This is a genomic window from Embleya sp. NPDC056575 (assembly GCF_042793325.1).
Classification (GTDB): domain Bacteria; phylum Actinomycetota; class Actinomycetes; order Streptomycetales; family Streptomycetaceae; genus Embleya.
Window position 1 is genome coordinate 218,175 of sequence record NZ_JBHTVA010000004.1, and the last position, 22,331, is coordinate 240,505.

Annotated in this window: 21 protein-coding genes; 13 read left to right on the plus strand and 8 right to left on the minus strand. The window is 73.0% G+C overall.

The window, feature by feature from the left end:
• Positions 1-34 precede the first annotated feature (34 nt).
• Entirely contained in the window at positions 35-1,015 is a 981-nt protein-coding gene (locus ACFRCG_RS04430) for a hypothetical protein (RefSeq protein WP_380028658.1), read from the minus strand.
• 103 nt (positions 1,016-1,118) lie between these two features.
• Complete coding sequence (locus ACFRCG_RS04435) at positions 1,119-2,153, minus strand: MsnO8 family LLM class oxidoreductase (RefSeq protein WP_380028660.1); 1,035 nt, start codon at positions 2,151-2,153, stop codon at positions 1,119-1,121.
• Positions 2,154-2,401: 248 nt separating this feature from the next.
• Here ACFRCG_RS04435 and ACFRCG_RS04440 point away from each other — a divergent pair, with 248 nt between their 5' ends.
• A complete protein-coding gene (locus ACFRCG_RS04440) occupies positions 2,402-2,803 on the plus strand; it encodes a hypothetical protein (RefSeq protein ID WP_380028662.1) in 402 nt (133 codons plus the stop codon).
• A 217-nt stretch (positions 2,804-3,020) separates the two neighbouring features.
• Here the strand turns inward: ACFRCG_RS04440 and ACFRCG_RS04445 are convergent, their stop codons facing one another.
• The 3 genes from ACFRCG_RS04445 to ACFRCG_RS04455 are packed head-to-tail and all read right to left on the minus strand — an operon-like array spanning position 3,021 to position 6,685.
• Positions 3,021-4,040, minus strand: a complete 1,020-nt coding sequence (locus ACFRCG_RS04445) for an acetamidase/formamidase family protein (protein ID WP_380028664.1) — start codon at positions 4,038-4,040, stop codon at positions 3,021-3,023.
• The gene (locus ACFRCG_RS04450) at positions 4,037-5,491 is read right to left on the minus strand and encodes an APC family permease (protein ID WP_380028666.1); all 1,455 of its coding nucleotides are present in this window, start codon (positions 5,489-5,491) and stop codon (positions 4,037-4,039) included. Before ACFRCG_RS04450 ends, ACFRCG_RS04445 begins: the two co-directional genes overlap by 4 nt.
• A 54-nt stretch (positions 5,492-5,545) precedes the next feature.
• Positions 5,546-6,685 (minus strand): substrate-binding domain-containing protein, encoded by a 1,140-nt coding sequence (locus ACFRCG_RS04455; protein ID WP_380028668.1) that lies wholly within the window; start codon positions 6,683-6,685, stop codon positions 5,546-5,548.
• Positions 6,686-6,735: 50 nt separating this feature from the next.
• On the opposite strand from ACFRCG_RS04455, the gene ACFRCG_RS04460 reads away from it, so the two are divergent.
• Complete coding sequence (locus ACFRCG_RS04460) at positions 6,736-7,176, plus strand: MarR family winged helix-turn-helix transcriptional regulator (RefSeq protein WP_380028798.1); 441 nt, start codon at positions 6,736-6,738, stop codon at positions 7,174-7,176.
• Positions 7,177-7,184: 8 nt separating this feature from the next.
• Here ACFRCG_RS04460 and ACFRCG_RS04465 read toward each other — a convergent pair whose 3' ends face one another.
• On the minus strand, positions 7,185-9,599 hold the full coding sequence (locus ACFRCG_RS04465) for an ABC transporter (RefSeq protein WP_380028670.1): 2,415 nt from the start codon (positions 9,597-9,599) through the stop codon (positions 7,185-7,187).
• A 270-nt stretch (positions 9,600-9,869) separates the two neighbouring features.
• On the opposite strand from ACFRCG_RS04465, the gene ACFRCG_RS04470 reads away from it, so the two are divergent.
• From ACFRCG_RS04470 to ACFRCG_RS04480, 3 genes are all read left to right on the plus strand, one after another.
• A complete protein-coding gene (locus ACFRCG_RS04470) occupies positions 9,870-11,327 on the plus strand; it encodes a hypothetical protein (protein WP_380028671.1) in 1,458 nt (485 codons plus the stop codon).
• Positions 11,328-11,720: 393 nt separating this feature from the next.
• The gene (locus ACFRCG_RS04475) at positions 11,721-12,041 is read left to right on the plus strand and encodes a DUF6247 family protein (protein ID WP_126639905.1); all 321 of its coding nucleotides are present in this window, start codon (positions 11,721-11,723) and stop codon (positions 12,039-12,041) included.
• A complete protein-coding gene (locus ACFRCG_RS04480; RefSeq protein ID WP_380028672.1) occupies positions 12,038-12,286 on the plus strand; it encodes a type II toxin-antitoxin system RelE/ParE family toxin in 249 nt (82 codons plus the stop codon). The genes ACFRCG_RS04475 and ACFRCG_RS04480 overlap by 4 nt, the downstream gene beginning before the upstream one ends.
• A gap of 63 nt (positions 12,287-12,349) precedes the next feature.
• Here ACFRCG_RS04480 and ACFRCG_RS04485 read toward each other — a convergent pair whose 3' ends face one another.
• Entirely contained in the window at positions 12,350-13,564 is a 1,215-nt protein-coding gene (locus ACFRCG_RS04485; RefSeq protein WP_380028674.1) for an acyl-CoA dehydrogenase family protein, read from the minus strand.
• 166 nt (positions 13,565-13,730) lie between these two features.
• Positions 13,731-14,126, minus strand: a complete 396-nt coding sequence (locus ACFRCG_RS04490) for a VOC family protein (RefSeq protein ID WP_126639908.1) — start codon at positions 14,124-14,126, stop codon at positions 13,731-13,733.
• 191 nt (positions 14,127-14,317) lie between these two features.
• On the opposite strand from ACFRCG_RS04490, the gene ACFRCG_RS04495 reads away from it, so the two are divergent.
• The 8 genes from ACFRCG_RS04495 to ACFRCG_RS04530 all read left to right on the plus strand — a co-directional run bounded on the left by ACFRCG_RS04495 (position 14,318) and on the right by ACFRCG_RS04530 (position 22,317).
• Positions 14,318-15,337 carry an ADP-ribosylglycohydrolase family protein gene (locus tag ACFRCG_RS04495; RefSeq protein WP_380028676.1) on the plus strand — a complete coding sequence of 340 codons (1,020 nt, stop codon included), beginning with the start codon at positions 14,318-14,320 and terminating at the stop codon, positions 15,335-15,337.
• Between the two features lie 79 nt (positions 15,338-15,416).
• The gene (locus ACFRCG_RS04500) at positions 15,417-16,904 is read left to right on the plus strand and encodes a phosphatase PAP2 family protein (protein WP_380028678.1); all 1,488 of its coding nucleotides are present in this window, start codon (positions 15,417-15,419) and stop codon (positions 16,902-16,904) included.
• Positions 16,905-17,241: 337 nt separating this feature from the next.
• Positions 17,242-17,631: a hypothetical protein gene (locus ACFRCG_RS04505; RefSeq protein WP_380028681.1), complete on the plus strand. Its 390-nt coding sequence runs from the start codon at positions 17,242-17,244 to the stop codon at positions 17,629-17,631.
• 146 nt (positions 17,632-17,777) lie between these two features.
• Positions 17,778-18,152, plus strand: a complete 375-nt coding sequence (locus ACFRCG_RS04510) for a VOC family protein (RefSeq protein ID WP_380028683.1) — start codon at positions 17,778-17,780, stop codon at positions 18,150-18,152.
• A 118-nt stretch (positions 18,153-18,270) separates the two neighbouring features.
• On the plus strand, positions 18,271-19,278 hold the full coding sequence (locus tag ACFRCG_RS04515; RefSeq protein WP_380028685.1) for an ArsR/SmtB family transcription factor: 1,008 nt from the start codon (positions 18,271-18,273) through the stop codon (positions 19,276-19,278).
• Positions 19,279-19,377: 99 nt separating this feature from the next.
• Positions 19,378-20,058, plus strand: coding sequence for a uracil-DNA glycosylase (locus ACFRCG_RS04520; protein WP_380028687.1), 681 nt, complete (start codon positions 19,378-19,380; stop codon positions 20,056-20,058).
• A gap of 235 nt (positions 20,059-20,293) precedes the next feature.
• On the plus strand, positions 20,294-21,583 hold the full coding sequence (locus ACFRCG_RS04525) for a MurT ligase domain-containing protein (protein ID WP_078974029.1): 1,290 nt from the start codon (positions 20,294-20,296) through the stop codon (positions 21,581-21,583).
• The gene (locus tag ACFRCG_RS04530; RefSeq protein WP_380002067.1) at positions 21,583-22,317 is read left to right on the plus strand and encodes a type 1 glutamine amidotransferase; all 735 of its coding nucleotides are present in this window, start codon (positions 21,583-21,585) and stop codon (positions 22,315-22,317) included. Before ACFRCG_RS04525 ends, ACFRCG_RS04530 begins: the two co-directional genes overlap by 1 nt.
• The last annotated feature ends 14 nt before the right edge of the window (positions 22,318-22,331 follow it).

Below are 22,331 nucleotides of genomic sequence, written 5' to 3' on the forward strand. Positions count from 1 at the left end.
GTGCCGGGGCGACCGCCGGGGGCGTGATCAAGCGCTAGCGGGTGAGGCTCCGGCTCTGTGGCGAGCGTGACCCCCACGGGCCGCTGCGCCAGGTGATGCCGTTCCAGCGGCCGAGGCGGCGGATCTCCCACACGCTCAGCGCGGTGATGATCAGCGATCCGCCCACGCCCACCGGGAGTTTGATGTTGTCCGGCACGATGTCGGAGCCGGCGAAAAGCGGGTTGTCCGTCTTGATCAGCAGGTCGGTCAGGGTGAAGGTCCAGGCCAGCCACATCGCCATCAGCGCGGGCAACATCGGGTGGCCGTCGGCCGCCGAGAACAGGTGCTGGGCCACCTGCCAGATGGCCACCACGGCGAAACCGAACACCCAGATGCCGACGACCATGGACACCCACGACAGCACCAGCTGCACCATCGTGCCGTCGGTGCGCAGCGTGTTGGTGTTGCTTCCGAGGCCCGCGCCCCTGCGGCAGCCCCAGGCCACCGCGACGCCGACCACCGGGACCACCAGGAACAGCCCGACCGAGCGGACCGGGTGGATCAACTGACGCATGGTCAGCGAACGCAGGTGCGGCCGGGCGAAGAGCACCAGGAGGCAGCCGATCAGCACGATGCCGATCATCCCGTACACCGGCAGCAGGACCATCCGGCGCACCATGGCCGACGCCACCTCGGCCACCACCTGCGCACCCTGGATCCGGGTCGTGGTGGCCGACTCGCCGGAGCCCTGCTTACGCTCCTGGTAGAGCCCGCGCAGGAACACCGCCAGCACGATCATCAGCCCGAGCCACGCACGCACCCGGTTGAGGTTGCCCATCAGCCCGTCGGGCTTGCCGATCCGGTGCGTCGGCCGCAACATCCGGTGCGCGAGCACGCCCGGGACCACCACGGAGGCGATGTTGGCGATCCAGCGCCGCTCGATCTGCGCGGCGGTCTCCACCGGCGCGTGACCGGGCCCGGTCCCGGGTGGGTTCGGGTGTGGACGTACGTCCGGCTGCCGGCCGACATGGGCCATCGCTCGAAACCTCCCCGCGGAACGACCACTCGAGCCGCACCACGGTAGCAACGCCCGCCGGCTGCCGCCGGAGGTCCGGTACGAACGGGGCCGATCCCCCGATTCAGCGTGTCGCGCCCGCGCGGATCCGGGGTGCGATGCCCGCGAGTTCGGCCAGGCGCCGGGCCGAGTCGGCGCGGCCGGCCCGGTCGTGGCTGCTCGTGGTGACCAGGAACTCGTCCGCGTCGGTGCGGGCGAGCAGGGCCGCCAGGTCCGCCGCGACGGTCTGCGCCGTGCCGGCGATCCCGTCGCGCCGCGCGGCGTCCAGGTGTTCGCGCTCGCGTGCGGTGAGCGCGGCGGCGCGGATCTCCTCGGCCGGGATCAGCGGCGGGAAGGTGCCGCGGGTGCGCGAATAGGCCGCCGCCCACGCCTCGGGCAGCAGCAGGTCGTCGGCCGCCTCGGCGGTATCCGCGACCGCGACCGGGCCGGCGAGCACCACGTAGGGTCGCGCGGACCAGGCGGACGGCCGGAACGTGGTCCGGTAGCGCTCGATCGCGCGCAGCACGCGCTCCTCGCCGATCGCCGCGGCCACCACCAGCGGTACGCCCGCCGCTGCCGCGTGATCCGCGCCCGCCCCGGTGGCCAGCACGAACGGCGCCGGACGCAGCCCTTCGGCGGGGCGCGCGTGTACGCCCGGGTGTGCGTCCTGGGTGCCCAGGAAGTAGCCGAGCAGTTCGGCCAACCGCTCCGGGAAGTCCTCCGCCGCGTCCTTGCCCCGCCCCAGCGCCGCGCGGATCCCGTCGGTGAAGCCCACGGAGCGCCCCAGGCCCATGTCGATCCGCCCCGGGTACAGCGCCTCCAGCACCCCGAACTGCTCGGCCACCACGAGCGGTTGGTGGTTGGGCAACATCACCCCGCCGGTGCCGACGCGGATCCGCTCGGTCGCCGCCGCCACCGCGGCGGCCAGCACGGTGGGCGCCGACCCGGCGACCCCCGGCACGCTGTGGTGCTCCGCGACCCAGAAGCGGTGATACCCCAGCCGCTCCACCTCCCGGGCGAAGGCCACCGCGTGCCGCAGCGCCGAGGCGGGGTGCTCGCCGCGGAGCGTCAACGATCGATCGAGGACGGAGAACCGGACCTGCGGCGAAAACACGTTCACACGAGTGGCAACACGACGACACCCGAGGAATTCCCGACCCGCGGGCGCTTTCGCGGGCGACCCGACCGCCCTCTCGGCCGTGGATCCGGTATCCGCTGCGGCTGCTGTGTCCGGAACACGATCAGGACAGGGCCCTGACCAGCGCGGACGGTCGGCGACTGTCCGGGACAGCCGGTTTTCGTTGCTTCACCCGTCGAGGGGCGAAAGCCTGCCGTGCAGTCCCTCGCAACTCTCGACAGGAGGAATCCATGAGGAGCAAAGCAGCCGCCGGATTGGTGTGTGTCGCGGCCGTCGCCGGTTCGATCGCCGCATCCGGTGTCGCACAGGCGGGCACCTCGGGTACGGCGGCCACCAGTTGCTACGCGGTCGCCGCCACGCCGTTCTACCGCAACGGCACCGTCTATGCGACAGGTCATGCCTACTGCACGCCGTGGGCCGACGTGGAGATCACGGTGACGATCACGGCCGACGGCGCCTTCGAGGGCGACACGGAGACCGGCGTGATCGCAGCGCCGCACATCTCCGACACCGCGGCCGCGCCGAACCGCGCCGGTAATCAAAAGTGGTGCACCAAAGTGAACGGAAAGTACTACACCGGCGGGCGGACATACCTGATCAGCGATTCGGCGTGCGAGTCCGCGTCGTTCTAGCCAAAAACCGGAAGCCGGAGGCTCCCGGCCCCTGGGACATCCCCGGGCCCCGGGGGGACGAGCGTCGGCGGACGCGATTCGCCCGGGGATGTCCCCTTCCACCCGGCGCGGGGGCGGCACGCCGCCGGGTGCCGGGACCGATGGCCTCTCCGGTCCCGGAGTCGATGTCGCGGCGCGCTCGCCGCGGGTGTGGGCGCCGCGCCCCGATCCGACGCGCTCAGCGCTCCCGCAGGTACGCCCCCGCCACCGCGCGCAGGTGGTCGTGCCGCCCCTCGTAGGCGCGCTGTCGGCCCAGCGTCGCCTTCGGGAGCTTGGCCACCATCGTGTAGTTGGTGTCGCACACGTTGGCGGCCGGGGCCAGGCCGGCCTGGCTGACCAGCTGGTAGGCGTCGAGCAGGTCCAGGTCCAGCAGGGCGGCCGTCCAGTCGACCAGGTCGCGCTGGCTGATCCGGTAGGCGTCCTCCAGCGGGCGGGCCGAGCCCGTGGTCATCAGGTAGTGGTCGTTCTCCAGGCGCGGCGACACGGGTGCGCCGCCCTTGATCAGGTCGACCACGATCACCGTGCGCATCGCGGCCTCCACCGCCGTCCCGCACACCTCCCCCTCGCCCTGCCGGGCGTGGCCGTCGCCGATCGAGAGCATGCCGCCCGCGACGTTGACGCCGAAGTACGCGGTGGTGCCGGCACGCATCTCGGGGGTGTCCATGTTGCCGCCGTGCGCCCCCGGGGTGATCGACATCAGCGTCTCGCCGCCGGCCGGCGCCACCCCGACGGTGCCGTGCATCGGGTCCAGCGGCAGTTCGACCGAGAAGTCGCTCTTGCGGGCCCGGAAGCGGCAGACGCCCGCCTCGACGTCCAGGTCGTAGACCCAGACCCGTTCCTCCAGCGGCGCGTGCAGCATCGCGGTGGTCGACGTCGCGGTCAGCGCGCCGAAGTGCGGGAAGGTGCTGGAGATGCCCCAGTCCCGGGCGGGCGAGATGTCCACGAAGTGCACCGCGAGGGTGTCCCCGACCTCGGCGCCCTCGACCGCGATCGGGCCGGTGACGGGATTGAGGTAGGGGAACTCGCAGACCGCGCTGGGCAGATCGTCGAAGCCCTTGACGTTGCCGCCGAAGCAGTCCTCGGTGGACAACTCGACGATGGTGCCGGGGCGCACCGTCACCAGCGGTCGGCGACCGCCGAAGGTGTAGGCGTACTGGTGGTAGGTCGGCCGTAGCGAGACGACTTCGAGCAGGGTCATACGGGTTCCTCGAGCGAATCGATGGCGGAGATCTTGGGCCGGCGGCCCGCCAGGACCAGACCGGAGAGCAGGGCGAGGCCGATCGCGAACCAGATCGTGCCCAGGCGCTGCGCGTCATCGTCGGCCTTGTAGACGACGTACGCCAGAATCGCGAAGCCGATCGAGGGCGCGATCAGGTGTCGCCAGTAGTCGCGGCTCTTGTGCCGGACGAGGTAGTGCACGACCACCGAGACGTGCAGGACGAGGAAGGTGGTCAGCGCGCCGATGTTGACCAGGCTGCTCAGCTTGGTGATGCCGTCGTCGCGGGTGCTGGTGTACAGCCCGAGCGCGAGCGAGATGGCGGCGGTGAGCAGCGTGGCGTTGACGGGCACCCGGTGCTTGGGGTGCACCTTGGCCAGGATGGACGGCAGTTGCCGGTCGCGGGCCATCGCGTAGAGCAGGCGTGAGGTGGCCGCCTGGGCGACCAGCGAGTTGGCGAAGCCCCATGCGATGGCGGTGGCCACGGCGGTGAGCTTGGCCAGCCAGCCGCCGGCCGCGACCCGGGCCGCGTCGTAGAACGCGGTGCCGTCCGGGTCGCCGTTGGCGATCAGCGCCTTGGGGTCCTCCACGAGGAGCGAGGCCACCCAGGTCTGCACGATGAACAGGGTGCCGGCGAGCAGCAGCGCGGCGACCATCGAGCGGCCGATGGCCTTGGCGGAGTCCTTGTTCTCCTCGGACAGCATGGAGATGCCGTCGAAGCCGAGGAAGCTCAGCGCCGCGATCGAGACGGCGCCGAAGGCCAGGCTCCAGGAGAAGGTGTCGCCGTTGTACAGCGGGGTGAAGTCGAAGCCCCGGCCCTTGCCGTCCATCAGCGCGACCACGCCGACGACCACGAACAGCAGCAGGACGATCAGCTCGCCGATCAGCATGATCTTGTTGACCTTGGCGGTCATCTCCACGCCCAGGTAGTTCACCGCCGTGTTCAGCAGCACGAAGCCGACCACCCACATCCACACCGGGATCGAGCCGACCAGCGAGTTCATCGCCACGGCGGCGATCAGATAGAGCAGGCCGGGGACGAGGATGTAGTCGAGAAGGATCATCCAGCCGGCCAGGAAGCCCACGGGGGCGGCGATGCCGCGACCGGCGTAGGAGTACACGGATCCGGCCATCGGGAAGGCCTGCGACATCTGCGCGTAGGACAGCGCGGTGAACATCATCGCGACCATGCCGATGATGTAGGTGAGCGCGACCATGCCGCCGGAGCCCTGGAACACGCCGCCGAAGATGCCGAACGGCGCGATCGGGACCATGAAGACCAGGCCGTAGACGAGCAGGTCGCGAAAACTCAGCGAACGGCGGAGCTCTTGCTTGTAGCCGTACTTCTCGATCGACTCGGGTCCACCGGTCGGGTCGGGTCTGCCGGTGGACCCGGGTCTCGCGGCGGATTCGGGCGCGGGGACTTCGCTCATGGTGATCTCTCCTCGGGACGACCCCGAGGGGTCTCGGAGAGACCCTAGATCCAGTTATTTCCAAATGGAAGTACTTTCGCGGCGCGGAAGCACGGCGAAATCCAACCCCTCCGCCCGCGCGAGGAACACCTGCCTGCGCGGCGGGCCCAGCGGCGACCGCGCCCAGGCCGCCCGGGTGCCCTGCGGGTCCCCGTCGAGCAGGCGATGCACCGCCGCCGCCAACCCGTTGGGGCCCAGCGCGTTCCACGACGCGAGCGCCGCGACCAGGTGCAGCCCGTCGTACAGCCCCTCCGCGTAGGCGTCCAGAACCGGTGCGTCCGGCCCGAACAGCGCCCGGTGCCGCTCGGCCAGCCCCAGCCGGCGATCGTCGGTCTGCGACGCGAACGACTGCATCACCGCGTACATCCCGCCGGTGTCGTCGCCGCCGTAGGCCAACAGGCCGTTCTCCTCCAGGGACCCGGAAAGCCGCACCAGGATCCGGTCCAGACCGGCGTGCCGCAGCGCCCGGTTGAAGTCGACCAGGTCCCGCCCGATCAGGCTGAGCAGCAGCGCGTCGGCCCCGGTCGTGCGCAGCCCCTGGAACAACTCGTCCAGCCCCTCGCGCACCGCGCCGAAGGCGACCCGCCGCTCGTACACCACACTGCTGCGCGCCTCGGCGATCAGCCGGGCCGCCGCACGGTGGGTGGCCTGCGGCCAGATGTAGTCGTTGCCGATCAACGCCCAACGGCGCAGCCGGTGCTGCCGGGTCAACCAGCCGATCGACTCGCGCAGCTGCCGCATCGGGTCCACCCCGGTGCACACCACGCCGGGCAGCCGGCGACCGCCCTCGTGCGGCGGGGTGAAGATGTACGGCACACGTCCGGTCACCACCGCCTCGATCGCGCGGTGCACGTCGCTGGTGTGGAAGCCGACCAGCGCCTCCACCGCCCCGGCGTCGGCGAGTTGTCGCACCTGTGCGGCGACCTCGGCGGGCGGGACGCCGGCGTCCACCAGCACCAGTTCGAGCCGGCGGTCGCGCACTCCGCAGGCGGAGTTGATCTCGTGCGCCGCGAGCAGCGCGGCATCCACGGCGGAGGGGCCGATGATGCCGAGCGCACCGGACTGGGGCACCACGAGGCCCACTCGAAGCACCTGGGGATTCCGGTCGGAATACAGCGCGTCGAGCGGCTCGATCAGGACTGTCTCGACGCTCATCAGGCGAGTAAGTATGCTCCTGAGAACGGTCCGGTGAAGGGGTGATCAGCATGTCCGCCGGCGAACTCGCGCAACGCGCCGTCGCACCGCCGCTTCTGGTCGAGGCGCTGACCGTCGCGCAGCGCCGACTCACCCGCACGCTGACCGTCGCCCTGACCGAGGAGGACTGCACCCTCGACCAGTGGCTGGTGTTGCGCACCCTGGGCGACGGCACGGGGCGGTCGATGGGCGAACTGGCCCGGGCCCTGGTGATCCCGCAGGCCACGCTGACCCGGATCGTGGACGCGCTGGTGGACGGCGGCCACATCTACCGCCGCCAATCCGGGGCCGACCGCCGCCGGATCACGGTCCATCTGTCCCGGCGCGGTACGGACCGACTCGCCCGGCTGAACGCGCTGGCCGAGGCACACGAGGCGGCCGTGCGCGCGGCGTGCGCGAGCGAGGACCCGGCGGCCCTGCTGGCGTTCCTGGCCGGGCCCGACGCCGCCTGACCGGCCCGTCACCGCCCGCCGAGGAACCGCGCCGTCACCCCCACCCCCCGCGCCGCCACCTCCCCCGGCACCCCGCTCGCCACGATCCGCCCGCCGTGCACGCCGCCGCCCGGCCCCAGGTCGATCAGCCAGTCGGCGCCGGCGATCACGTCCAGGTCGTGCTCGACCACCACCACCGTGTTGCCCGCGTCGACCAGACCGTGCAACTGCCGCATCAGCAACTCCACATCCGCCGGATGCAGACCCGCCGTCGGCTCGTCCAGGACATAGAGCGTGTGCCCGCGTCGGGCCCGCTGCAACTCGCTCGCCAGCTTGATCCGCTGCGCCTCGCCGCCGGACAGCTCGGTCGCGGGTTGGCCCAGGCGCAGATAGCCCAGGCCCACCTCGCGCAGCGTGGTCAGACTGCGCGCGGCGGCGGGCACGTCGGCCAGGAAGTCGGCCGCGTCGTCCACGGTCAGCCCGAGCACGTCCGCCACGTTCAGCCCGCGATAGGCGACCTCCAGGGTGGCCGGGTCGTACCGGGCGCCGTGGCAGGTCGGACACGGCGCGTACGTGCCCGGCAGGAACAACAACTCGACCGCGACGAAGCCCTCCCCCGCACAGGTCTCGCAGCGCCCCTCGGCCACGTTGAACGAGAACCGGCCCGCGGTCCACCCGCGCTCTCGCGCCGCGTCGGTCTCGGCGAACAACCGGCGTACGGTGTCGAACAGCCCGGTGTAGGTGGCCAGGTTCGAGCGCGGCGTGCGCCCGATCGGCTTCTGGTCCACCCGCACCAGTCGGTCGATGGCCCCCAGTCCCTCGACCGCGCGCACCTCGCCCGACACCGGCCCGTCGTCCTCGTCCGGCTCCGGCCCGGTGCCCAGGTGCGCCGCCGTCACCTCGGCCAGCACCCCGCCGACCAGGCTGGACTTGCCCGACCCCGACACCCCCGTGACCACGGTGAACACGCCCAGCGGGAACGCCACGTCCAGATCGCGCAGATTGTGCAGCGTGACCCCGGTCAACGTCAGCCACGCGCCGGCCTGCCGCGGCTCGCGCACCTCCGGCGGGCCGGCCGGGAACAGGAAGCGGCGCGTCGCCGAGTCGGCCACCTCGCGCAACCCCGCCGGCGGGCCGCTGTACAGGATCCGGCCGCCGCCCTCGCCCGCGCCCGGCCCCACGTCCACCAGCCATCCGGCCCGGCGCGCGACGGCCATGCGATGCTCCACCACGAACAGCGAGTTGCCGGCCGCCCGCAGCCGGTCGAGCACCACGAGCAGCGCCTCGGTGTCCGCAGCGTGCAACCCGGCCGACGGCTCGTCGAGCACGTACACCACCCCGAACAACCCGGACCGCAACTGGGTGGCCAGGCGCAGCCGCTGCAACTCGCCCGAGGACAACGTCGGCGTCTCGCGCGCCATGCCCAGATAGCCCAGCCCCAGCTCGACCAGCACCGCGATCCGGGCCACCAGGTCCGCGCAGATGGTCGCGGCGGCCTCCCCGTCCGGCTTCGCCTCGGCCAGCACCCGGGCCGCCTCGGTCAACGGCAGCGCGACGAGCGCGGCGATGTCGTACCCGGCGAACGTCACCGCCAGCGAGGCCGGCCGCAACCGCCGACCGTGGCAGACCGGACACGGCCCGCCGCGCAGGAAACGCTCCACCCGCTTGCGCTGCGTCGCGCTCTTCGAGGTCGCGAACGTCTTGAGCACGATCCGCCGGGCACTGCTGTACGTGCCCTGGTAGTCGCGCTGGATCCGGCTCGCGTCGCGCACCGGACGCACGGTGACCACCGGTTGGTCGTCGGTGAACAGGATCCACTCCCGCTCGGCCTTCGGCAGCTCGCGCCACGGCCGGTCCACGTCGTAGCCGAGCGTGGCCAGGATGTCCCGCAGATTCTTCCCGTACCACGCGCCCGGCCAGGCGGCGATCGCCCCGTCCCGGATCGACAGGTCCGGATCCGGGACCAGCGACGCCTCGTCGACGTCGTGCACCCGCCCGAGCCCGTGACAGTTCGGGCAGGCCCCGGCGGCGGTGTTCGGGGAGAACGCGTCGGAGTCCAACCTCGGCGCGCCCGGTGGATACTCTCCCGCGCGGGAGAACAACATCCGCAGCGAGTTCGACAACGTGGTCAGCGTGCCCACCGTCGACCGCGACGTCGGCGCGGACCGCTGCTGCCGCAGGGCGATCGCCGGCGGCAGTCCGTCGATCGTGTCCACGTGCGGTGCGCCGACCTGCTGGATCAACCGGCGCGCGTAGGGCGCGATCGACTCGAAGTAGCGCCGCTGCGCCTCCGCGTACAGCGTGCCGAACGCGAGTGAGGACTTGCCCGACCCGGACACCCCGGTGAACACCACGAACGTGTCGCGCGGGATGTCCACGTCCACGTCCCGCAGATTGTGCTCCCGCGCGCCGCGCACACGCACATACGGATCGTGCTCGCTCATCCACCCGCTCCTCGCCACACCGCTCCCGACCGCACCGCTCTCGGCCACACCACTCTCGGCCACACCACCGGAAGGTTGTCGTATGCCCGCGCCGGCGAACAGCCGAACCGCCCACCTCACCGCACGACGGCCTCGAGGCCGCCCGGGACCTCCCACCCCGGCCGCGGACCGGGTTCGGTCGTCCGCCCGCTCCCCGTGCCGCTGGTGATCGTCGGGCATCGGCGCTAGCTTCGGCGCGCGCCGGGTGGCGGCGCGTGTGAGGGGGCGTCGATGGGGTTGGACGGGATCGATCCGCGCACGCCGGTCCTGGTCGGGGTCGGGGTGGCGGATCAGCGCCTGGCCGAGGCCGGGGCCGGGGTGGGCGAGTTGGAGTTGATGGCGCGGGCCGTCGAGGACGCGGCCGAGGGGCTCGGCGGGCTGCTCGGGGCGGTGCGGCGGGTCCTGGTGCCGCGCGGCACCTGGCGGCACGGCGATCCGGGGCGGTGGCTGGCCGAGCGCTTCAAGCTTGTCGACACGCACAGCACGTTGGCCGAACTGGGCGTCCTCCAACAGTCGTTGCTCACCCGTGCGAGCACCGACATCGCGGCCGGCCGGGTGGACGCGGTCCTGGTGGTGGGCGGCGAGGCGGCGCATCGGCGGCTGCGTGCCCGGATCGCCGGGGTCGAGTTGGCGGATCCGGTCGCGGACGGGGTGCCGGACACGGTGTGGGCGCCGGGCGCGGACATCCTGGCCCGGGTCGAGATCGATCGCCATCTGGCGGTGCCCGCCCGGCAGTACGCGGTCCTGGAGTCGGCGATCGGCGCCGCGCGCGGCGTGTCGCCGGCGCAGGACGCCCGGGAGATCGCGGCGCTGTGCGCGCAGTTCGCCGCCGTCGCCGCCGAGGGCGGGCGGTCGATCCGCGGCCGCACGGTCTCCGAGGACGAGTTGTTGGCCCCGGTCGGGCGCAACGCGTGGCTGGCGAGCCCCTATACCAAGTGGCACTGCTCGCAGATGAACGTCGACCAGGCCGCCGCGCTGGTGTTGTGCTCGGTGGAGACGGCGCGCCGGTTCGGCGTCGCGCGCGAGCGGTGGGTGTTCCCGACGGTGGCGGCCGAGTCCAACACGATGGTGCCGCTGGTGGCCCGGCCGGACCCGGCCCGCTCGCCGGGCTTCGCGGCGGTCGGCGCGGCGCTGGGCCCCGGGGTGGCCGACGCGGCGCATGTGGACCTGTACAGCTGTTTCCCGGCGGCGGTCCGGATCCAGCGGCACGAACTGGGCCTGACCGGGCGCGCCGATCGGGAGCTGACCACGACCGGCGGCATGGCCTTCGCCGGCGGTCCGCTCAACACGTACGCGCTGCACGCCACCGTCGAGGTGGCCCGGCGGGTGCGCGAGGGCGGGGACGGGCTGGTCACCAGTGTGTCGGGCATGGTGACCAAGCAGGCCGGGGCGCTGTGGTCGACACGCCCCGCCCCCGGCGGCTTTCGCGCGGTGGACGTGAGCGCCGAGTTGCCCGCCCGCCCGGTGGACCCGGAGTACGCGGGCCCGGCGCGGGTGGTGGGCTGCACGGTGGCCTTCGACGGGGGCGAACCGGCGGTGGCGATCGTGGTGGTCGAGGGCGCGGGCGAGGGCGGCGGGGTGCGCTCGGTGGCCTCCTCGACCGACGCGGACGTCCTGGCGTCGATGCGCACGCACGCGTGGGTCGGTCGGGCGGTGCGGGTGACCGGGGCGGCGTTCGAGCCGGCGTAGGGCCGGCCGGTGGTGGCGGGTGTCGGCCGTGCGGTCGGGGCGGCGGCGTCCGGGTGTTCGCCGTGCCGGGAGATGGGATCGGTCGTGGCGGGTATCCGGGTGGCGACGTCGCGACCGCGACGCGCTACCTGCTTGGAGGTCGCCGTGACCGACCCGTGGCCCAACCCACTGCCTCCGGTGCCGCCGATGCCCCTCCCCCACCCGCTGCCCGAACCCGGCCCGGAGCCCCTGCCGCCCGATCCGGGCACACCTCCGCCCCCGGACAAGCCGGAACCGGCCCCCGAGCCGGGCCCGGCGTCCTGAACCGGCGCACGGGCCGCGCTTCGCCGGGCGTACGGCCGATCGTCGCGCGCCGGCTGTCGGCCGACCCGGCGGAGCCGGCACGCTGAGGGCATGGACACGACGATCCCCGAACCACGCACGCCGGACCTGGTGATCCGGGTCGGGGGTGCCCGCTGGCCGTCACCGGCCGAGATCCGAGCCGAGTTGCCCGAGGACGTACGCGCCGAGTTCGAGCGGGAGTTCGCCGCCGCCCTCGCCCACGCCCACGACACCGGGCAACTGGCCCTGCTCGCCGATCTGCTCGCCGGGTGGCAGCGGCACCTGATCCTGCGCCGCACCGGCGACTACGAACGTGTCCTCGAACGGGCCGCCCGGCTGCACGCGGGCGAGGAACTGGAAACGGTGCCCGCCGCCGAGACCAGGCGCACATGAGCTACCGCGTGGTGTACGACGTGCCCGCCGCCCGGCAGAAGGCGGGCCTGCCACAGCCCGCGGTCGCCGCGCTCAACGACCTGGAGAGTGCGCTGGAGCGTGACCCGTGGAGCGTCGGGGGCCGGATGCACAGTGGTCTCAAGACCATGCGCGAAGTCGCGTTCGGGGCCTTCGGTTTCATCACCTTCGTGATCGAGGACAACCGCGTCCGAGTCACCGTGATGAACGTGGTCTGGACCGGCTGAGCCCGCGGGGCGCCGCCCCGACGCCCCGCCCGACGACGCGGCGCGGGGCCGCCGCGACGCGGGTCAGCGAATCGGCACCTCCGCCAACGTGCGGGCGATGACCAGGCGTTGGATCTCGCTGGTGCCCTCGAAGACGGTGTAGATGGCGCTGTCGCGGTGCATGCGCTCGACCGGGTATTCGCGGGTGTAGCCGTTGCCGCCGAGGATCTGCATCGCGGCCGCGGTCACCCACTTGGCGGTCTCGCCCGCGTACAGCTTCGACATCGAGCCCTCGGCCGCGGTGAACGGCTGTTTCGTCGCGGCCATCCACGAGGCGCGCCAGGTGAGCAGGCGGGCCGCGTCGATCCGGGTGCGCATGTCGGCGATGGTGAACGCGACGCCCTGGTTGTCGATGATGGGCCGGCCGAACTGCTCGCGGATCTGGGCGTATTCCAGCGCCACCTCGTATGCGGCGCGCGCGATGCCGACGGCCTGGGCCGCGACCGCCGGGCGCGACGACTCGAAGGTGGCCATCGCCGCGTTCGAGCGCGCGGAGGTGCCGGACCTGGCCCGCGCGATCCGCTCGTCCAGCTTGTCCTTGCCGCCGAGCAGGCAGTCGCCGGGCACCCGGACGTTGTCCAGGATCACCTCGGCGGTGTGCGACGCGCGGATCCCGTGCTTCTTGAACTTCTGTCCCTGGGACAGTCCCGGCGTGTTCGGCGGGATCACGAAGCTGGCCTGGCCCCGCGAGCCGAGCGTGGCGTCGGTGGTGGCGACCACGACGTGCACGTGTGCGATACCGCCGTTGGTGGCCCAGGTCTTGACCCCGTTGAGGGTCCAGTCGCCGGTCGCCTCGTCGTAGTCGGCCCGGGTGCGCATCGAGGAGACGTCGGAGCCGGCGTTCGGCTCGGACGAGCAGAACGCGGCGACGCGGACGTTGTCGGCAGTACCGAACAACTCGGGTGCCCAGGTGATGATCTGCTCCTGGGTGCCGTTGGCCACCAGGCCCGCCGCGGCGAGCGCGGTACCGGACAGCGCGAGGCCCAACCCGGCGTCGCCCCAGAACAGTTCCTCCATGATCAGCGGAATGCTCAGGCCGGTGGGGTCGAATGCCTGGGTGCTGAAGAAGTCCAGCGAATAGAGTCCGATCTTGGCGGCCTCCTGGATGATCGGCCAGGGGGTCTCCTCGCGCTCGTCCCACTCGGCGGCGGCCGGCCGCATGGTCTCCGCGGCGAAGGTGTGCACCCAGTCGCGGATGGTGGTCTGGTCCTCGTTCAGGGCGAGGCTGAAGGCGGTCATGGGTGGCGGGCCCCCGGGACATCGTCGAATTGTTACCGGCTGGTAGCTTGAGTGTGTCGCCGCCGCCGTGGGGCCGTCAAGGGGCGTCGAGAGGTGTCGACGAATCCGCCCGGCCCCGTCGACGCGACCGAGGCGCGCGGGGCACGGAACGCGGCGCGCCCGACGGTCAGATGCCGGGCCGATACCGGATCGGGTGCTCGTCCGGGACCTGCACCACACAGATGCGTACACCGTCGGGATCGGCGATCCACATCTCGTCGAGCCCCCACTCCTCGCGGCGCGGTGCGCGCAGCACGGTGGCGCCGCGGTCCACGAGTTCGCGGTGGGTGGCCGGCAGGTCCCGCACCTGGAGCCACAACCGCAGATCCTCGCCCCCGGGCCCGCCGCCGGTCGCGGTGCCGGAGACCTCGAGGAAGCCGCCGCCGAGAAAGAACACCGTCCCGCGATGGATCCCGGTACCGAACTCGCGGGCGATCGCGAGGCCGAGCACGTCGCGATAGAAGATCAGCGAACGCTCGGGATCGGCGGGGCGCAGCAGGATACGACCGGAAAGTACGTCCATCCTCCGAGTTTCGCCCCGATTCGGCCGTTTCCAACCCTCCCCGAGCCGAACCCGGGAGAGCGAGTCCCGGGTCGGACGAACGTGCGGGCGGGCGGGCGCGGGGGGTGGGCGCAGGCCCAGGTGGGCGGAAAGCGGCCGGCCCTCGGCACACCGGGCCGGCAGGGTGGGCGGTCGACGAAGGGTGGTATCGCATGGTGGGGAACGCGGAGCGGGTGCGCGGGAGCATGTTCGGGTTGGCGTACGGGGACGCGTTGGGCGCGCCGACGGAGTTCCTGTCGTACGCGCAGATCGTGCGCCGGTACGACCTGCCCGGCCCGATGGACCTGGAGGGCACGCCGGCCCAGGTCACCGACGACACCCAGATGGGCCTGGCGGTGGCCCGGGCGCTGATCGACGCGCGCGCCGACGGCGGGGCGTTCACCGCCGAGCGGCTGACCCCGCTCCTGGTGGACCGGTTCCTGGCCTGGTGGGACTCCCCCGACAACACCCGCGCGCCGGGCCACACATGCATGTCCGCGTGCGCGGAGCTGGCCGCCGGGCGGGCCTGGCCCGACGCCACCCGACGCGGCTCCAAGGGCTGCGGCGCCAACATGCGGGTCACCCCGCTGGGCCTGCTCGACGGCGTCGACGAGGCCGACCGCTGCGGCGCCGCCCAACTCCAGTCCGCGATCACCCACGGACACCCCACCGCGCTGGCCGCCTCGGACCTGACCGCGACCGCCGTACACGCGCTGCGCACCGGCGCGCCGATCGCCGAACTCCCCGCCCTGCTGCGCGCGCACGCCGAGGCGCGGCGCGAGGTGTACCGGGGCGACTGGCTCGGCGACGACCTGTGGCGCGGCCCGTTCGCCGACACCCCGGAGGGGTTCGTCGCGCGCGGCTGGGACGAGTGCCTGGCCGTGCTCGACCGGTTGGACCAGGCCGTGGCGGAGGGCGACCGCCGCGCGGACCCGTGTCGGATCACCGGTGCCGGGTGGATCGCCGAGGAGGCGCTGGCCACGGCGGTGTTGTGCGTCGTGCTGTATCCGGACGACCCGCGCTCGGCCGTCGCCCGGGCGGCCGGCTCCTCCGGCGACTCGGACTCGATCGCCGCGTTGGCCGGCGCCATGATCGGTGCCGCGCACGGCATCGACGCCTGGCCCGCCGCGTGGTCCGAGCGCATCGAGTACCGCGCCGAACTCGCCGAGACGTCGGCGGCCCTGGCCCGGTAGACCCGAGCACCAACGGGTTCGAACGTCGGATCGACGCCCGCCTTGCGTGTCCGTCGGGATTCTTTGCGAAGATTCACGGATGGGAAAGATCCATGCCGCCGACCGGGCGGCCTTCGCGTGGGTGGCCTCGCATCATGTGCCGTGGGCGAACAAGGCGTTGCCGGCCTTGTCCCGGGCGGCCAACCATTCGCGCCTGTGGGCGGTGACCGGCGCGGGGATGGCGCTTTCCGGCGGGCGCAGCGGACGCAGGGCGGCGTTGCGCGGCCTGGGTTCGGTGGCGCTGGCATCGACGGTGAGCAATGTGCTGCTCAAGAGCTGGGTACGCCGGCCGCGTCCGGTGATCGACGCGGTGCCCTTGTCGCGTCGGCTGAGCCGGCAGCCGTGGACCACCTCGTTCCCGTCCGGGCACGCCGCGTCGGCGGCGGCGTTCGCCACCGGCGTCGCGCTGGAGTCGCGCCCGCTGGGCGTGGCGGCCGGCGCGCTGGCCGGCTCGGTGGCCTTCTCCCGGGTGTACACGGGTGTGCACTACCCCGGTGACGTGCTCGCGGGCGCGGCGCTCGGCGCGGGCCTGGCGGCGGTGACACTGCGCTGGTGGCCGACCCGCCCGGTGGAGGCCGCGACCGCACCGCAACCCCGCGGCAAGGTGCCGTCGCTGGTCGACGGCGACGGCCTGGTGGTCGTGGTGAACGCCTCGGCCGGCCCCGAGGGCGACACCGCACAGCGGCTGCGCGAACTGCTGCCCGCCGCGAAGGTGGTCGAGCGCGGCCAGGACGGCGACCTGGTCGCGCTGCTGTGCGAGGCTGCCCGGGAGGCGCAGGTGCTCGGCGTCGCGGGCGGCGACGGCAGTGTGAACTGCGCGGCGCGGATCGCGCTGGACCGGGGCATGCCGCTCGCCGTCTTCCCGGCGGGCACGCTCAACCACTTCGCGGGCGACCTGGGGCTGACCCGGCTCGACGACACCGCGCAGGCGCTCACCGCGGGCGAGGCGGTCCTGGTGGACGTCGCCGAACTCCAGCGCGACCACTCGCACCCGTTCTCCGACGACGGCGAGGAGCTGGGCCCGGAGTTGTTCCTGAACACGTTCTCGCTCGGCGTGTATCCCGATCTGGTGCGCTTCCGCGAGGAGTTGGAGCGCAAGATCGGCAAGTGGCCGGCCATGCTGGTCGGCCTGGTCCGGGTGCTGCGGGACGCGGGTCCGGTGAAGATGCGGGTCAACGGTCGACCGAGGTCGTTGTGGCTGATCTTCCTCGGCAACGGGGAGTACGCCCCGGAGGGCTTCGCGCCCACCTATCGCCCCGACCTCACCGACGGCCTCCTCGACGTACGCATCGTCGACGCCTCCCGCCCGCTGGCCCGCACCCGGCTGGTCGCGGCCGTACTGTCCGGCACACTCGGCACCTCGCGGGTCTACGAGGCGTCCACGGCGCGCACGATGCACCTGTCCGAGATCCAGGAGGGCGCCGAACTCGCGGTGGACGGCGAGGTCCGCCCCGGCGCCTCCCAGCTCCGCATCGCCAAGGGCCGCCGGCTGATGGTCTACCGCCCGGACGGCGCCCTCCGCGACTGAGCACGTTCCGGCGGGGCCCGCCGGGGCGGCCCGGTCGCCGGTGGGCCGCGAGCCGGGCCGGTTCGACCTGCCGTCGCGGCCGGCCGACGTGAGGGCCTTCCCGATAGCGGACGCGGGGGTCCGTGGGGGCTAATGGTGCGGGCGGGGACGCCTGTGCGGGTCCCGGGGACCCCCGGTGGAAACCGGCGGGCGGGTTCCGCGCGTGGTGGGGGTGCGGGGCCCGAACGGGGGCACCGCTACGGTGTGGGCCGCCGGTCGATGGGCCGGGGGTACAGGCAGGTTTCGATCGGGGGCAGTGGTGGCGGTTTCGGGCGCGATATCCGGGTCGGCCGGACGCGTGGCGACGGTGTTGGCGGCGGGCCGGATGGCCGCCGGGGTGGTGTCGTTGGTGGCGCCGCGCGGAGGGGTGTGGTTGCGGCCCACGGCGGCCCGCGAGGCGTCGCTGCTCGGCCGCGGTCTGGGTGCGCGCGACGTGTTGTTGGGCGCGGGTGTACTGCGGGCGCTGGCCTCCGGGCGCGGCACCGCCGAGTGGGGCTGGTTCGCGGCGGCGTCGGATCTGGTCGACGGGGCGGGCGGGGCGCTCGAATGGCGGCGCCTGACCCCGGCGGAACGCACGTGGGTGGGCGCGGTGTTCGCGCTGGCCGCGTGCGAGGCGGCGGTGGCGCTGTCGCTGGCCGGCGGGGACACCGGGGCCCTGGATGGCGTCATGCCCGTCGTCCCCGACTAGCGCGTCACCGCGCGACCGGCTCCGTCGCGTCGGCGTCCTCCGTACCGCATCCGCCACGCCGGGTCCCCGTCCCGAACGGCCGCCGTCCACAACACGGTCGGCCGCCCGTCGCACGGGTCCCGGCTCGACCCCGAGGGGACCCCACCGTGGCCGTCAGCCTCAACCACACCATCGTCCCGGCGACCGACCACCGCGCCGCGGCCCGCTTCTTCGCGACCGTCATGGGCTTGGAGGAACTGCCCCCGGCCGGCGCCGCCGGCCACTTCGCCCCCGTGCGGGTCAACGAGCAGCTGACGCTCGACTTCATGACCGTGGCCGCCCCCGAGGGGCATCATCTCGCCTTCGACGTCGACCCCGACACGTTCGACGCGATCCTGGCCCGCATCCGTGCGGCCGGGATCCCGTACGGCAGCGACCCTCGCGACCGGACCAACGGCCGCATCGACCACCCCCTGTGTCCGCGCGGCCTGTTCTTCACCGACGACTCGGGCAACCTGTACGAGGTCATGTCCCCGGCCTGACCGACCGAACCGGCCCGACCCGCCCCGGCCCTTGCACCCCGATGCAAACCTTTCGACCGGGGCGTCGGGGTCGCTACCGTGGCGTGGGGGCCGTTGAAAGGATTGTCGCGGGGGTAGCATGCTCCGGTTCCACCTGACCGGCGAGGATCTCCACCGGTTGCGGTTGGCCGATCGGCTCGACCCGATGTGGGAGATCGCGTTCACCCTGCATCTCCTGCAAAGCCGGGAGCCGGACCTCGTGTTCGCCGCGTGGCGACAGGAGGTGTGCGCCGCGTTGGAGTCGGCCGACCTGACCCGGGCGGTCCGCGAACTCGCCCGGCTGTATCCCCGATCCGAGCCCTTCCCCGACTTCCTGGTGCCTCCGGGTACGGCCGGCGACCTGGATACGGGCATCGACCTGGTACTGGCCACCCCGTCCGCCACGATCGCCGCCGAACTGGCCCGACCGGCGTCCGGCAAACGGCCGTTGCCGAGTTGGGCGGCGGCCCTGGCCGATGGCGACGCGGCCGGTCTGCGGCGCTTCGGCCGACTGCTGCGCGCCTATCACACGATCGCGGTCGCCCCGTACGCCTCCCGGGCCGCGACCGCGTTCGAGGCGGATCGGGCGCAGCGCGCGGAGGCGGTGCTCTCCGGCGGGGTACGCGGCCTGCTCGGCAGCTTCCCGCCGCACCTGATGTCCTGGCACGACGACATCCTGAGCGCGCCCTGTCCGGTCGACGCCGACATCCGCGCCGAAGGTCGGTCCATCGTGATGATGCCGTCGTTCTTCTGCGGCCCGAACCTGTTCGCCGCGGTGCGGCCCGAATTCCCCATCGTGCTGACCTATCCCGTGGCCCGCCCGGCGAACTGGCTCGCGCGGGGCCGCGAAGCCCTCGACACGTCCACCGTCCCGCTCTCCCGACTCGTCGGCTCCGCTCGGGCCGCCGCGCTGGACGCGATCGGCAGCGGGGTCAACACCTCCCGCCTGGCCGCGATCATCGGCGTGTCCATGGCCACCGCGAGCCGCCACGCGAGCGTGCTGCGTGAGGCGGGCCTGGTCTCCTCCGAACGCCGCGGCCAGTCGATGGTGCACGTGCGTACCCGTCTTGGCACCGCGCTGCTCAACGGCCGGGTCCCCCGGATCTGACCGGCTCCGACGGCCGGCGGCGGCGCCCGTCGCGGGCGGTCGCCGACCGGAACGTCGGCGGGCGGGTCGTGTCACCCGTTTGCCCTATGCTCAACTCCCATGGTGGCGCGGCCGTTGGGCGAAATTGTCGAGGCAGGATGGGCCAAGGCCCTGGAACCGGTGGCGGGTCGCATCGCCGCCATGGGCGACTTCCTGCGAGGAGAGATCGCCGCGGGGCGACGCTACGTGCCCGCGGGCGCGAACGTACTGCGGGCGTTCATGCAGCCGTTCGCCGATGTGCGCGTGTTGATCGTCGGCCAGGACCCCTACCCGACCCCCGGGCACGCGGTGGGCCTGAGCTTCGCCGTCGCCCCGGAGGTGTGGCCGCTGCCGCCGTCGCTGATCAACATCTTCACCGAGATGAACCGCGACCTGGACGTGCCGCTGCCGACCAACGGCGACCTGACTCCGTGGACCAAGCAGGGCGTTCTGCTGCTCAACCGATCCCTGACCACCGCTCCCGGGCGCTCCAACGCACACCGGGGCAAGGGCTGGGAGGAGGTCACCGAGCAGGCGATCCGGGCGCTCGGTGAGCGCGGCACACCGCTGGTGACCATCCTGTGGGGCCGCGAGGCGCGCAACGCCCGGCCGCTGCTCGGTCCGGGCGCGGCGGTGGTGGAGTCGACCCACCCGTCGCCGAAGTCGGCCGACTACGGCTTCTTCGGCTCGCGTCCGTTCTCCCGCGCCAACGACCTCCTGGTCGCCCAGGGCGCACAACCCATCGACTGGCGCCTGCCGTAGCGCGGGGCGACCGAGACGAAACGCGCCGCCGACCGCCCGACCCTGGCGGAACACCCGCCCCGCCGACCGGCTCGACCGCAACCGCGACGACCGGCTCGGGCGTCCCCTCTCATGCACATCCCGTACACACCGTCGCCGGCGACGGAAGGGCGGATGATCTCGATAGGGTGGCGGCCGGTACACCCGGTCATGGGCCACCGCCGGTCGGGGCCGTCGCTTGGAGGAACCTTCTTCGATGTCAGGCAATAGCGTTCCCGGCCAGGGGGCCGCGCCGCGGCGCTCCCCCGAGGCGTTGCCGCCGCGTTCCAAATTGGCGATCACCGCGAGTCGGGTGACCGCGGCCATCTCGCGGCGCGCCGGCAAGGGCAGCGGCTCGGTCATCGGCGGCAAGCTCGCGCTGCGGCTCGCCCCGGACCTGCTCGCGCAGTTGTCCGTGGGGTTGCAGGTGGTGCTGATCTCCGGCACCAACGGCAAGACCACCACCACGCGTCTGGTCGCCGAGGCGATGCGCGCCGCGGGTCCCGTGGTGTCCAACGCGCTGGGCGCGAACATGCCTGCGGGAATCACCTCCGCGCTGGCCGGCGCGGGCGACGAGGCGCGCTACGGCGTGATCGAGGTCGACGAGAAGTACCTGGCCGGTGTCGCCCGCGACTCCGACCCGGTGGCCATCGCGCTGCTCAACCTCTCCCGCGACCAGCTCGACCGGGCGGCCGAGACCCGCATGCTCGCCGAGAAGTGGCGCGAGGGCCTGCGCGGGCGCGACGCGATCGTGGTCGCCAACGCCGACGACCCGCTGATCGTGTGGGCGGCCTCGTCCAGCAAGGACGTGCTCTGGGTCGCCGCCGGACAGACCTGGCAGGAGGACTCCTGGTCCTGCCCGCAGTGCGGTGGCGTGATGCAGCGTCCGGGCGACGACTGGTTCTGCTCGCAGTGCGACTTCCGCCGCCCCTCCCCCACGTGGTCGCTCGCCGGGGACCAAATGGTCGACCCGGACGGGCGGATCTGGCCGCTGCACCTGCAGCTGCCCGGCCGGGCCAACCGGGCCAACGCGGTCACCGCGGCGGCCATAGCGTCGTTGTTCGGCGTGCCCGTCGAGGCGGCCCTGGAGCGGATGAAGCACGTCACGGCCGTCGCCGGTCGCTACGACGTGGTCGACTACATGGGCCGCAAGCTGCGGTTGCTGCTGGCGAAGAACCCCGCCGGCTGGGTCGAGACGTTCTCGCTGATCAACCCACCGCCGACGCCGGTCATCCTGTCCGTCAACGCGCTGGACGCCGACGGCAAGGACACCTCCTGGATCTGGGACGTCGACTTCACCCAGCTCGCCGGCCGTCCGCTGTTCGTCCTCGGTCAGCGCCGCCTGGACCTGGCCGTGCGCCTGGAGGTCGCGGGCCTGCAGTTCCAGGTCTTCGAGACGGCCGCCCAGGCGGTGGCGGCCTGCCCGCCCGGCCAGATCGAGGTCATCGCCAACTACACGGCGTTCCAACAGCTGCGCAAGACGATCAAGGAAGCGGCACAGGCATGATCGGTGAGAGCAGGCTGCGCCTGGTCTGGATCTACCCGGACCTGCTCAGCACATATGGCGACCAGGGCAACGCGCTGATCGTGGAGCGGCGCGCGCTGATGCGCGGCATCGAGGTCGAGCGCGTCGACGTACGCTCCGACCAGCCCGTGCCCACCTCCGGCGACATCTATCTGATCGGCGGCGGCGAGGACCGGCCGCAGCGCCTGGCCGCGGAGCGGTTGCGCCGCGACCCGGGCCTGGCCACGGCGGTGGGCGCGGGCGCCGCGCTGCTCGCGGTCTGCGCGGGCTACCAGATCATCGGTACCGAGTTCATCGACGACCTGGACCAGCCCGAGGCGGGCCTGGGTCTGCTCGACGTGCGCTCCGGGCGCGGCGCGCCGGGCAAGCGCTGCGTCGGCGAGGTGCTGGCCGAGGTCGACCCGGCGCTCGGGCTGCCGGTGTTGTCCGGCTTCGAGAACCACCAGGGCGTCACGTACGTGGGCCCCGGCGCCAAGCCGCTGGCCAGGGTCACCCACGGCAACGGCAACGGCACGGGCGACGGCACCGAGGGCGCGTACGCGGGTCGGGTGATCGGCACGTACATGCACGGCCCGGTGATGTCCCGCAACCCGGCGCTGGCCGACCTGCTGCTGACCTGGGCCACCGGCGTGCCGCTGACCCCGCTGGGCGACCACTGGCACGAGCAGCTGCGCTCCGAGCGCCTGCGCACCGTGCGCGCCGCCGCCTCGAACTGACCCGCCCCGCACCC